The following is a 10712-nucleotide window of genomic DNA, read 5'->3' as shown; positions in this document are numbered from 1 at the left end:
AACGCCACCCACGAAATCACCACCGGCCAGCTGATCACCATCGACGGAACCGCGGGCACGGTACGGCTGGAGGAGAACAGCTGACGGCCCACGCCTTTCACCCGATCGGTTCAGCCGAAATCGCGACCATGATGAGCGCTGGTGTTGCGTTGAACGGAGCCCCGGCGACGAAACGAGGAGCTAGAAGCGGAAGCGCACGATCCAGACACTGCGCCGGGCTTGGGCGGGCCAGCGGGTGAAGAGCTTGGTGACCACGCGCGTCGACCAGGGCAGCTGGCTGACCTCCGGGGCTTGCACGCCCGTCTGCTCGTCGACGAACGTCAGACGGGGGGTTCATGCTCTCCACCGCGCTCGGGTCGTCGAAGCCGAAGCCGCGGTGGTGACCGCCGACGCGAAGCCGCGGGCGCGGCTGAACGAGCTCGTCGGGGAGCTCATCACCCACGTACTCAGGGAGAAGTACACATGATCAACCGCGCACGCATTCTGCTGGCCACGGTCGGTGTCCCCGCGGTGGCGATCGCCGCCGCGGCGACGCTGGGGTCGATGTGGAGCTCGCGGCTGCCCGCCGTGGTCGCCATCCGCTGGACGAATGGCACACCCAACAACTCCGCGGCAGTGGACCCATTCCTGAAGTTCACTCTGCTCGTCAGCGCCGGGCTCGCGATGGTCGTGTCAACGATGGCGGTGACCGCGCTGCGACGAGGTAATGGCCTCGCGCGCACCGCGATCGGGTGCCTCGTCGGCGTGGCCACGTTACCGGCCGGCGGCACGATCGGTGTCCTGATCGCCAACCTCGACGTCCGCGACTGGCACGAGGCAACCGGCTCCGCACTGGTCGTGGCGGTGACACCGTTCGTCGCCGTCATCGGCGGGGCGCTCGCCAGTTGCATCGCCGGTGCGACGCCTGCTGCCCAGCCGCTGTCCGGCCCCGCCGACGACGCGCCCGCCATCGGTCTCGGACCCAGCCAGCGCGCGGTGTGGATCGGCAGCACCACCAACCGGTTCCTGCTGTCCAGCGTTCTCGTCAACCAGGTTGGCATGGTCCCCGTGTCTGCGTGGATCTACGCCGTACTCTTCGGTGTCGGGCTCGTGGTCACACTCATCGGCTCCCGGCTCGGCGCGACCGTCGATTCGACGGGCGTCACGATCCGGATCGGCCTGCTCGGATGGCCGCGGCGTCATCTCCCGCTCGACCGAATCGACCACGCGCGGGCCGTGAAGCTCGGCCTGTTCCAGGGCGGAGGATTCGGGTATCGCGTGAACCCGTTCACCGGCATGTCTCTCTACAAACTCCGTAGCGGCCCGGCACTTGCGATCACGATGCGCAAAGGCGGGCTCGTCTACGTGACAGTGGACAGCCCCGAACCAGGCGCTGGCCTGCTGAACGACCTCCTGCGCCGCCAGGCACTGACCGGCCCGCGCCCCGAGGCGTAGCCGCCACCAAGCCGGAACCGTAATGCTCCGCGGAGCCCAGGTGCTCGCTGGAGGTCGGCAATGTTCTGGTGTACCACGGTGCCTGCTCAGTCGATGCTGCGGGTGAATCGGCGATACAGCAACCAGATCAGCGGTAGGTGGTAGAGCATGCCGCCGAGCAGGTAGGGCCACCAGGTCGCGTGTTCGGCGATGAGCCAGTAGGTTTTCGAGGGCCAGAACTGCGGCAGGAGCCAGAACGGGTACTGCCATTCGGGTCCGAGGAAGTACGGGATCAGGGGTAGCCCGGCGAACAGGATGCCGAGTCCGCGGAGGACGGCGATGCCCTGGACCTTGTTCCGGGCGAGCGCGAGGATGAGCAGCCCGGTGATGATCCCGGACAGTCCGCACAGCATGCCGACCGGTACCAGGGGCAGGACCTGATCGGCGGGGAGCAAGCCGCTGGCCGACATCGTGCCGACCACATAACCGGTCGTCACCACGACCACCGTGGCCGCGCGATACCCGAGGTAGGACCCCAAGGAGATCGGGGTGACCCGCAGGACCGCGAACGTGCCCGCGTCGCGTTCGTCGAGCACGAGGAAACTCGCCAGCCCACCGACGATGAGCGCGCTGGTGAGCAGCAGGAAGCCGGTCAGGATGAGTGGGTAGTGCGGTGCGAGGTCCAGGCCGTACCGGTCGTTGACGAGACGTTCGGCTGGTGGGGTGCCGAAGCGGACCATGGCGATCCACACCAGGGGCGCGAACACGATGCCGGCGAGCAGCGGTTCCCGTCGCAGGCCACGCAGATCGTTGCGGCCGAACGAAGTGATGGCGGTGGTCATGTCAGGCACCTCCGACCTTGCCGACCACGTACTTGGCGAACATCCGGCGGGCGAGCAGGCAGAGCAGGCCCGCGAACAACACGGGGTAGAGCACGCCGTAGGCGATCTGCCAGGCGGCCAGATTTTTCTGGCCGAACGCCGCGCCGAGGAACAGCAACGGCCCCTGCGTGGGAATGAGGTAGAACCACGGTGTTTCCCAGATGCCGGAGTAGTGGAAGATCGGGAGATTGAGCACCGCGACCGGGCCGATGGCGGGCAGGAACCAGTCGCTGACCGTCTTGAACGGCATGGCGCTGAGGAACCCGGTCAGCAACAGCAGCACCGTGCCCAGGGCGGCGCCCAGCAGCAACATCGGCAGGTCGTAGTCGAGCCCGTGCGTCGCGGTGGCCACGAATACCGCCAGCACCACCGAAAGGGCGGTCAGGGTGGCCACTTTGGACAGCAGGTACTCGCCGAACCGCAGTGGGGTGGACACCACGGCTTGCAGGGTGCGTTCCCCCTTCTCGAAGAACATGGCACCGGCGATGAAGTAGTAGCCGACGATCGCGAGGTCGCCGAGCATGACGTACGGTTCCGCGGTCGAGCGCAGCTCGGGGGACAGGGGCAGCAGCAGTGCGAGCCACAGCAGCCCGGAGAACACCGCGGCGTGCAGGAGGCGGTAGCGCCACTGCAGCCTGATTTCGAGTCGGAGCACGGCGGTCGCGCGGTTCACGTCAGGCTCCGGCCGGTGGTCTCGACGAACACGTCGTCGAGGGAGGCTTCCTTGCTGTGGATGGTTTCCACCTGTTTCTCGCGCAGCACCGCGAGGAAATCGAGGTCGTCGGCCAGCCCGTCCAGCCCGAAGTCGCGCCCGGCCAGTGCGCCGGTGTGGTCGCGGTATTCGACCCGGACGCTGCGCTGGCTGCGTTCGACCTTGAGTTCCTTGGGCGAGTTCAGGGCGGCGATCTTCCCGTCGACGACGAACGCGACCCGGTCGCAGAGGGCGTCGGCGGTGGCCATGTCGTGCGTGGTCAGGAACACGGTCTTGCCGCGGGCCTTTTCGGCGAGCACGATCTCGCGCACCTTGCGCGCGTTGGTCGGGTCCATGCCCGAGGTCGGCTCGTCGAGGAACAACAACTCCGGGTCGTGCAGCAACGCGCGGACGAACACCAGCCGCATCTGCATGCCCTTGGAGAACTTGGCCACCCGGGTGTCGGCGTCGTCGGCGAGGCCCACCAGGTCGAGCAGCTCGATCGGGTCGCGTGTTGGTCCGTTGTAGAGGGAGCCGAAGAACTCCAGGTTCTCCCGCGCGGTGAGTTTCAGGTAGTTGTTGGGCAGCTCGAACGAAACACCGACGCGCTGGTAATAGTCCGGGCCCCAAGCCGCGGGATCCTTGCCCCAGACCGAAACCTGGCCACCGTGCCCGGTGAGCAGGCCGATGAGGATCTTCTGCGTGGTGGACTTCCCGGCGCCGCTGGGGCCGAGGAAACCGAAGACCTCGCCCGACCGGACCTCGAAATCCATGCCGCGGACCGCCGGTTCGGCGCTGCCCGGATAGCGGAAGGTCAACCCCTCCACGGTGATCATCTCTTACTCGTTCTCCTTTCCTTGGCCGCGCGGCCGGGCGAGCCCGGACGCGACGAGTTCCACGAGCAGGTCCAGGGCCGCGGGGTACACCGCCGGGTCGAGTTGGTCTTCCTGCAACGGGACGACCAGCACGCACTGCAGCGCGCCGTAGACCACGGCGGGATCGGCGTCGATCAGTTCGCCCGCGCGTTGCCGCCGCTCGAGAAACTCGACCATCGGCCGCACGAGCTCATCCCGCGCCTGCTCGATCCGCTCCGGAGGCACCCGGCGGGCGACGGCCGCCAGCTCGTCGGGGTGGGTGAACAGGCGGCGGTAGAGCGGATCCTCACGCTGAACGCGCAGCGCGCCGCGCAGGTACCGGCGGATCACCTCGGCGGTGTCCAGGTCTTCGGCGAACAGCGCGCCCATCACCTGTTCGCGCAGCGCGGGCAACCGCTGGAACATCAGCTCCAGGTACAGCGCTTCCTTCGAGTCGAAGAAGGCGTAGAAGCTGCTCTTCGCGATCCCCGCCGGGCGCACCAGCTCGTCCAGCGACGTCTTGCGCAACCCCTGGCTGGTGAACAACCGCAGCCCGGCCTCCAGCAGCAACCCGGTGACCCGCTCTCGTTCTTCGGCGGTGAAGGCCGGTGGCACGAACCCTCCTGTATCCATATGAACAGATTGATTTTTTGTTCACAGAAGACATTACTCAACGTCAAGCCGGTCGGCAAGAGAGGCAAGGAGGCGGCTTCGTCGGGGCGGGAGGTCAGGGTGGGAGCAAGCCGAGCTGGCGGTAGACCGCTTCGAGGTAACGGCGCAGGTGGGCGGCGTTGATGGTGCCGGGCTGGATCAGCCGGTAGGTCACCGCCCCGACCATCATGTCCATCAGGACATCGAGATCGGTGTCCTCGGCCAGCAAGCCCTCGGCCCGGGCGCGTTCGAGCAGCGCGCGGGCGGCCTCGCGCCGCGGGCGAACGTGGTGTTCCCAGTAGGTTTCCATCAGTTCCGGATGCCGCGTGCTGGAGCCGTAGATCTGGGCGATCAGCGCGCGGAACCGGGGTGCGGCAAGGATTTCGGCCTGCGCCGACAGTGTGCGGGAGATCAATTCGGTGAGTGACAGGCCCCCAAGATCGTCCTGGGCCGTCGGCAGGTCGCCGCGGGCGGACTCGATCGCCTGCGCGAGTAGCGCTTCCTTGGAGTTCCAGCGCCGGTAGACGGTCAGCTTGCCGACACCGGCTCGCTTGGCGACCTGCTCGATGCTGGTTCCCTCCACGCCGCGCTCGAGGAACAGGTCCAGCGCGGCGCGCAGGATCGCCGCGTCCGCTCGGGCATCGCGGGGCCTTCCCCGGCCGCGGCGGCCTGGGGGAGCGCTGGGCTCGGCGGTCATCGGACTCGTCCCGTCCGCAGGGCGTGGTCCAGCCAGCGCGCCAGCCCGCCCGCCTCCGGGGCGCCCCGCCAAGCGAGGTGCGCGTCCGGCCGGACCAGCCATACTTCACCGGGGCGCACGTCAGCGAGCGTGAAGTTGTCGATTCGCTCTCCCAGGCGTTCGCGGGCGAGGGCCAGCGGTGTTTCGACGGTGGCGGAACTCAGCAGCGCCCAGCGGTCGCCGAGTTCGGCGTGCAAACGCGTGGTGTCGCCGTTCGCTCGACGGCAGGGCAGGTCGGGAACTCGGTCGCCCGGGCGCGGGCGCCGGGCGAACCGGGAAGTCGGCTCGGCGAGCGGGCCACGCCGGTAGCTCACCCACAACTGCGCGGCCGCGGCGGTCGCCCATCGCTGTGCGACGGGCCGGTCGAGCAGCGGGGTCACCACCCGCTCGCGCAGGAACCGGGTCACCGGGCCGGTGCCCACCTGGAACCGGGTGTTCGCGCTCGTCCGGCGGAGCACGTTGACCGCCAGCGGGCGGCGTTCGGCCTGGTAGGTGTCCAGCAGTGCCTCGGTTGCCCGATTCTCGGTGACGAGCGCGAGTTTCCAGGCCAGGTTTTCCGCGTCGCCGATCCCGGTGAGCATGCCCTGCCCGCCCAGCGGGCTGTGGATGTGCGCGGCGTCCCCGGCGAGCAGGACACGACCACGCCGGTACCGCTCGGCCAGTCGCCGGTGGATGCGGAACACCGAAGTCCACACCGCGCCGCGGATCCGGAAGTCGGTCACACCGGTCCGCTCCGGAAGCAGCCGGTGGAACCACTCCAGAACCTGATCTTCGCCCAGCTTTTCCGCACCGGCATCGGGGACGTACGCCATCAGCCGCCACACATCGTCCGCACCACCCACCATCCGCATGGGCAACGCGCCGAACACTCCATCGCGGTGCAGCCAGCCATGCGATCCGGACCGGTCCAGCGGCCAGTCGAGGCGCACGTCGGCCAGCAGCCACCGATCGGCGATCGGCGCGCCGGGAAACCCGATCCCGGCCAGCTTGCGCGTGGCACTGTGCGCGCCGTCGCAGCCGACCAGCCAGGAGGCCCGCACGGACTTGCCCGTACCAAGGGCGGCAGTGACACCGGTATCGTCCAGCTCGACGCCGGTCAGGGCGGTGTTCCACTCCACAGCGCCGCCCAGCTCGGCCAGCACTCGCCGCAACTCGGCCTCGATGTCGGCCTGCGACACCAGCAGTGCGGGCCGCGCGGTCCCCAGGCCGACATCGCCGAACCGCAGCGAACTGACCGGCCGCCCGCCCGCGTAGGCGGTGATGGTGAGCGCGGTGACCGCGCGCTCCGGGAGATCACCCAGCGCACCGAGCCGATCGAGCACCTCGACTCCGCGTGCGTGCAGGATGTTCGCTCGCGACGTCGCCGCCGGGCCCGGCGCCTGATCCACCACCCGTACCGGCACTTCCTGCCGCAGCAAGGCACAAGCCAGAGTCAGCCCGGTGGGCCCCGCGCCGACGACCAGAACTTCAGTGGTGTCCATACCCGCCTCATTTTGTTAACGGAACGGAACCGTTAACAAAATAGCGGACCGGGCATTCGAAGTCCATCCTTCTGTGGCATGCTGCTCCTCCGCCAAGCACGGCTTGCGGCCGCACGAACCGGTCCGCTCGGCGCGTGCGGACCGGCGCGGATCAAGATCAGCACGCCGAGCGTCGTGGTCGGCCAGGCGTTGTTCGCGGTCCTCCCTGAAGGATCCCCGCGACCCGGCCCGCCGGTAATCCAGTTCATGCGGCAAGGCCCCAAGCCACCCGCATCAAGGCGCGGGGGATCCTCAGGTGCCGTGGGAGCATTTCAGGCGGGGCCGGCGTCGAACTCGTAGCGGGCGTACAGGCTGAGGTTGCGCATGGTGGGGATGAGCCGGGCGAGGTGGCCGGAGAGCTTCGAGCCGCGCGGCGCCGAGCCGGGTGGTAGCTCGTCCACCAGGGTGGGGGAGAGGGCGCTGACCGCATCGACGCAGCGCAGCGTCGGCCTGGCCGCGGGTTCGGAGGCTCTGCGCGGCGTGGTCGCCAGTGCGTCGGCTTTGTCTTCCAGGCTGAGATCGCCCATGCCCGGTGCGCCTTCGAGCAGGAAGGCGCCGGTGACCGAGGTGGAAAGCCGGTACAGCAAGGACGGATCGGCCGCTGGATCGTCGGCCAGCCCGTGCCGGTGCAGAACGGCCACATAGCGTGCCGTTGTTTCGAGCTTTCCGGTCAGGAACCGCGTACCGGACTGGCTCCCCGTCAGGAGGTCACCGAGTACGGCGTAGTCGCGGGTGGCGAACGCCTTGGACAGCGGTCGCCGCACGATCTGGCGGAACGTGCATCGCATCGACCGATGCAACCGGACCTCGGCCGGATCGGCTCTCACTCTGGCGAGTTGCTCGTCGAGCATGTGCGCCGACTGGCGGGTGAGCACGCTCCCGAAGAGCTCCAACTTGCTCGGCCAGTACAGGTACACGGTGCCCTTGCCAATGCGTGCCTCGCGCGCGACATCGTCCACGGTGGTCCTGCGATACCCGAACCTGACCAGCAGCGCTTCGGCCGCGTCGAGAATGCGCGCCGCCTTCTCGTCTCTCATCACAACGCCAGCTACCTGACCAATCTGGTTCTTCAGTCACTTTCGTACATGCGGCGACGCCAACGCTCCAGTTCCTGATACGTGGGGATCGATCCGCGCAACGAGGTAGGCGCTACCCGCGCGGAGGGTGCGCCCGCAGGGCTGTGTCGTCGATATACACCAGTACGTTTCCGATCACCGGTGGGCACACTTCCTGCTCACACAGGTAGTCGCGGAAGTCCAAAAAGGACACATTCGGGAAAACGCCAAGGATAGCCGTGTGCGGCGGCCGCGGGCGAGCGAGCAGCCGAGCGCTTCCGGTGTCGGAGATCGAACGGTCCGTGTCCACCGAGAGGAACGTAGCCACGCGTTTATCGGGTTCGTGGCGTGAGCGAGTGCGGGGCTCGTGTTCCATGATGGGGCGATGGACGTCAACGAAGTACTGCTGCCCGGGGTCGGGCTGCGCTACGAGTTCACCAACGCGGACGGGGACCGGATCGGAATCATCGCGCGGCGTACCGGCGATTTCGAAATGGTCAGCTACCCCGAAGACGATCCCGACGAAAGCCGGCCTCTGTTCCGGCTGACCCAGGAGGAGGCGGACACGGTCGCCGAGATCCTGGGCGCGCCCCGTATCGCCGAACGATTCGCTGATCTCACCCGCGAGGTGCCCGGGCTGAGCGCGGGCCAGATCGATGTCCCGGCCACTTCGCCCCACGCGGGGCATCCGCTGGGACACATGAGGGCCCGTACTCGGACCGGTGCGTCGATCGTGGCGATCGTGCGCGGTGAGGACGTCCTCGCCTCACCCGGGCCGGCCGAGGTCATTCGAGGTGGGGACGTGCTCGTCGTGATCGGTACGCATGACGGCATCGAGGGCGTCCGCGAGATCATCCGGGGTTGAGCTCGCGTGCATACGCCGCTAGCGCTGCTGCTCGAGCTGGGTGTCATCCTGATGGCGCTCAGCGGGCTGGGCGCGGTTGCCCGGCGGTTCGCGCTGCCACCGATCCCGCTCTACCTGCTGGCTGGGCTCGCTCTCGGCGAGGGCGGCATCGCGCCGGTGCCGGCAGCAGGCGAGTTCGTCCACGCCGGCGCGGCCATCGGCGTCGTGCTGCTCCTGCTCACTCTGGGGTTGGAGTTCTCGACCGCGGAGTTCACCGACAGCCTGCGCCGCCATGTTCCCTCCGCGCTGCTGGACCTGGTGCTCAACGCGGGCCCCGGCGCTCTCGCCGGCTGGCTGCTCGGGCTGAACGGCCTCGGCATTCTCGCGCTCGCCGGCGCAACCTGGATCTCCTCCTCCGGCATCATCGCGCGGCTGCTGAGCGACCTGCGGCGCCTGGGCAACCGCGAAACTCCCGCAGTGCTGTCGGTCCTGGTCATGGAGGACTTCGCGATGGCCGTCTACCTGCCCGTGCTCGCCGTGCTCGCCGCGGGCGGCCTGTGGTGGGAAGCGGGCCTCGGCGTCCTCCTCGCGGTCGGCGCGGTGGCCGCGGCGTTCCTCGCGTCGCACCGGTGGAGCCACCACGTCAACCGATGGCTCGCGCACCCGGACTCCGAACAGCTCATGCTCCGCGTGCTCGGCACGACCCTGGTCGTGGCCGCGCTCGCCGAACTCGTCGACGCCTCCGCGGCGGTGGGCGCCTTCCTCGTCGGACTCACCCTGACCGGTGACGCCGCCGAACGCACCCGCGCAGTCCTGGCCCCGCTGCGCGACCTGTTCGCCGCAGCGTTCTTCGTCTCCATCGGTCTCGCGGTCACCCCCGCCGACCTCATCCCGGTCCTGCCCATCGCCGCGGCACTTGCCGCCACGGGCGCTGTCACGAAGCTGGCCACCGGCTGGTTCGCCGCCCGCCGCGACGGCGCAGGGTGGCGCGGGCGGCTCCGTGCCGGTGCCGCCCTGATCGCCCGGGGCGAGTTCTCCATCGTCATCGTCGGACTCGCCGCAGCCACCGCCCCCGCGCTGGGCCCGCTGGTTACCGCCTACGTGCTTATCCTCGCCGTCATCGGGCCACTGGCCGCCCGATGGCTGGGCCACCGCACACGCACCACGTCGTAGCCCATCGGCCGGACACGGATCGACAGCAGCCGTCTGGAGCGTGTCAAGATTCGACACTCAATCGTCCGGCCGCGCTCGACCGGTCGCAATCGGCACTACCCTGCCTGCCGACCACCCCGGCGAGGAGGAACAACGCACGATTTCTGACCAGGTGGCGGCTCTGATCAGTGTCCGCTGTGTGGTTGAGGTTCTCGATGCCCTCACATCCGGCCCGGGGACGTACGCGAGTCTGCGTCAGCAGACAAGGGCTCGAACGACGACCCTCACCGTGGCGCTGAGGGCTTTGGCCGCGTCCGGGATGGTCCGCCGACCGCGCGCCTGCGGCTCCTGGGACGAGCACGACCCGCCCGATACCTGCTACGAGCCCACCGACCAAGGCCGGCATCTCGCGCGCCACCTGCACCGGCTGGACGCGTGGATCGAGTTGTTCGAAGAAGATCTCTCCCAGGCTGACAGCGGATCGTGCCGGCACCACTGACCCGGGGTCAGGCGAGGTCAGCGAATTGAGCGGTGTGTGTCGTGCTGGCGCCAGGCTCGGCCGCCATTGGCAGCCGCAGGGTAGGGGGTAGGGCGGCATAAATCCGGCCTCAACACGATCTGTGGTGACGATCACTCTGGCGGAACCGCAGGTGGCAGGGTGTAACCGGGCCGTGACCGACCTGGGACGGGAAGCCCGTTTGCCCCCGGATCACCTTTGCGGCATCTTTACGGGCTGGAGCGCCGGGAAGTCTGGTCGGCACGCCTGCCTCGAACGGGGTAGGCGGATGACGTGGACGGGGGACCTGGCGTGGTTCTGGTGCTGGCGTTCGGCATCGTGCTGCTGGTCAGCGTGTCGTTGTCCGGGGTCGCGGCCCGCACTGTCCTGTCCACCGCGTTGCTGTTCCTGCTGGCCGG

The 10712-nt window shown here is 68.6% G+C and carries 12 protein-coding genes; 5 read left to right on the top strand and 7 right to left on the bottom strand.

The annotated features are described in order from the left end of the window. Nucleotides 1–247 precede the first annotated feature (247 nt). Together FXO23_RS49745 and FXO23_RS49740 are read left to right on the top strand one after the other, a co-directional pair. Entirely contained in the window at nucleotides 248–466 is a 219-nt protein-coding gene (locus FXO23_RS49745; protein WP_158896095.1) for a hypothetical protein, read from the top strand. Beyond that, nucleotides 463–1434 carry a hypothetical protein gene (locus FXO23_RS49740; RefSeq protein WP_158896093.1) on the top strand — a complete coding sequence of 324 codons (972 nt, stop codon included), beginning with the start codon at nucleotides 463–465 and terminating at the stop codon, nucleotides 1432–1434. Before FXO23_RS49745 ends, FXO23_RS49740 begins: the two co-directional genes overlap by 4 nt. A gap of 86 nt (nucleotides 1435–1520) precedes the next feature. Here the strand turns inward: FXO23_RS49740 and FXO23_RS49735 are convergent, their stop codons facing one another. The 7 genes from FXO23_RS49735 to FXO23_RS49705 form a co-directional block, all read right to left on the bottom strand. Beyond that, nucleotides 1521–2255: an ABC transporter permease gene (locus tag FXO23_RS49735; RefSeq protein ID WP_158896091.1), complete on the bottom strand. Its 735-nt coding sequence runs from the start codon at nucleotides 2253–2255 to the stop codon at nucleotides 1521–1523. 1 nt (nucleotide 2256) lies between these two features. Beyond that, nucleotides 2257–2967 carry a fluoroquinolone export ABC transporter permease subunit gene (locus FXO23_RS49730; protein WP_158896089.1) on the bottom strand — a complete coding sequence of 237 codons (711 nt, stop codon included), beginning with the start codon at nucleotides 2965–2967 and terminating at the stop codon, nucleotides 2257–2259. Next, entirely contained in the window at nucleotides 2964–3821 is an 858-nt protein-coding gene (locus FXO23_RS49725; RefSeq protein ID WP_158896087.1) for an ABC transporter ATP-binding protein, read from the bottom strand. The genes FXO23_RS49730 and FXO23_RS49725 overlap by 4 nt, the downstream gene beginning before the upstream one ends. Before the next feature lie 3 nt (nucleotides 3822–3824). Further along, the gene (locus tag FXO23_RS49720) at nucleotides 3825–4472 is read right to left on the bottom strand and encodes a TetR/AcrR family transcriptional regulator (RefSeq protein WP_246258617.1); all 648 of its coding nucleotides are present in this window, start codon (nucleotides 4470–4472) and stop codon (nucleotides 3825–3827) included. A gap of 94 nt (nucleotides 4473–4566) precedes the next feature. After that, entirely contained in the window at nucleotides 4567–5187 is a 621-nt protein-coding gene (locus FXO23_RS49715) for a TetR/AcrR family transcriptional regulator (protein ID WP_158896083.1), read from the bottom strand. Then, on the bottom strand, nucleotides 5184–6707 hold the full coding sequence (locus FXO23_RS49710; protein ID WP_158896081.1) for an FAD-dependent monooxygenase: 1524 nt from the start codon (nucleotides 6705–6707) through the stop codon (nucleotides 5184–5186). The genes FXO23_RS49715 and FXO23_RS49710 overlap by 4 nt, the downstream gene beginning before the upstream one ends. A 311-nt stretch (nucleotides 6708–7018) precedes the next feature. Next, nucleotides 7019–7783, bottom strand: a complete 765-nt coding sequence (locus FXO23_RS49705; protein ID WP_158896079.1) for a TetR/AcrR family transcriptional regulator — start codon at nucleotides 7781–7783, stop codon at nucleotides 7019–7021. Between the two features lie 403 nt (nucleotides 7784–8186). On the opposite strand from FXO23_RS49705, the gene FXO23_RS49700 reads away from it, so the two are divergent. The 3 genes from FXO23_RS49700 to FXO23_RS49690 are packed head-to-tail and all read left to right on the top strand — an operon-like array spanning nucleotide 8187 to nucleotide 10296. Beyond that, on the top strand, nucleotides 8187–8666 hold the full coding sequence (locus tag FXO23_RS49700; RefSeq protein WP_158896077.1) for a cation:proton antiporter regulatory subunit: 480 nt from the start codon (nucleotides 8187–8189) through the stop codon (nucleotides 8664–8666). A 6-nt stretch (nucleotides 8667–8672) separates the two neighbouring features. After that, entirely contained in the window at nucleotides 8673–9818 is a 1146-nt protein-coding gene (locus FXO23_RS49695) for a cation:proton antiporter (RefSeq protein ID WP_158896076.1), read from the top strand. Between the two features lie 40 nt (nucleotides 9819–9858). Continuing rightward, on the top strand, nucleotides 9859–10296 hold the full coding sequence (locus FXO23_RS49690) for a winged helix-turn-helix transcriptional regulator (protein ID WP_158896074.1): 438 nt from the start codon (nucleotides 9859–9861) through the stop codon (nucleotides 10294–10296). The last annotated feature ends 416 nt before the right edge of the window (nucleotides 10297–10712 follow it).

It is taken from the genome of Amycolatopsis anabasis (assembly GCF_009765355.1).
GTDB lineage: Bacteria > Actinomycetota > Actinomycetes > Mycobacteriales > Pseudonocardiaceae > Amycolatopsis > Amycolatopsis anabasis.
Note: the sequence above shows the minus strand (reverse complement) of the source record. Positions and strands in the feature narration are given on the sequence as shown.

Bases quoted from the DNA above. Each gene is read 5' to 3' on its own strand.
- FXO23_RS49715 (WP_158896083.1), bottom strand. From the start codon at position 5,187: ATGACCGCCGAGCCCAGCGCTCCCCCAGGCCGCCGCGGCCGGGGAAGG.
- FXO23_RS49725 (WP_158896087.1), bottom strand. From the start codon at position 3,821: ATGATCACCGTGGAGGGGTTGACCTTCCGCTATCCGGGCAGCGCCGAA.
- FXO23_RS49700 (WP_158896077.1), top strand. From the start codon at position 8,187: ATGGACGTCAACGAAGTACTGCTGCCCGGGGTCGGGCTGCGCTACGAG.
- FXO23_RS49735 (WP_158896091.1), bottom strand. From the start codon at position 2,255: ATGACCACCGCCATCACTTCGTTCGGCCGCAACGATCTGCGTGGCCTG.
- FXO23_RS49720 (WP_246258617.1), bottom strand. From the start codon at position 4,472: ATGGATACAGGAGGGTTCGTGCCACCGGCCTTCACCGCCGAAGAACGA.
- FXO23_RS49740 (WP_158896093.1), top strand. From the start codon at position 463: ATGATCAACCGCGCACGCATTCTGCTGGCCACGGTCGGTGTCCCCGCG.
- FXO23_RS49705 (WP_158896079.1), bottom strand. From the start codon at position 7,783: ATGAGAGACGAGAAGGCGGCGCGCATTCTCGACGCGGCCGAAGCGCTG.
- FXO23_RS49710 (WP_158896081.1), bottom strand. From the start codon at position 6,707: ATGGACACCACTGAAGTTCTGGTCGTCGGCGCGGGGCCCACCGGGCTG.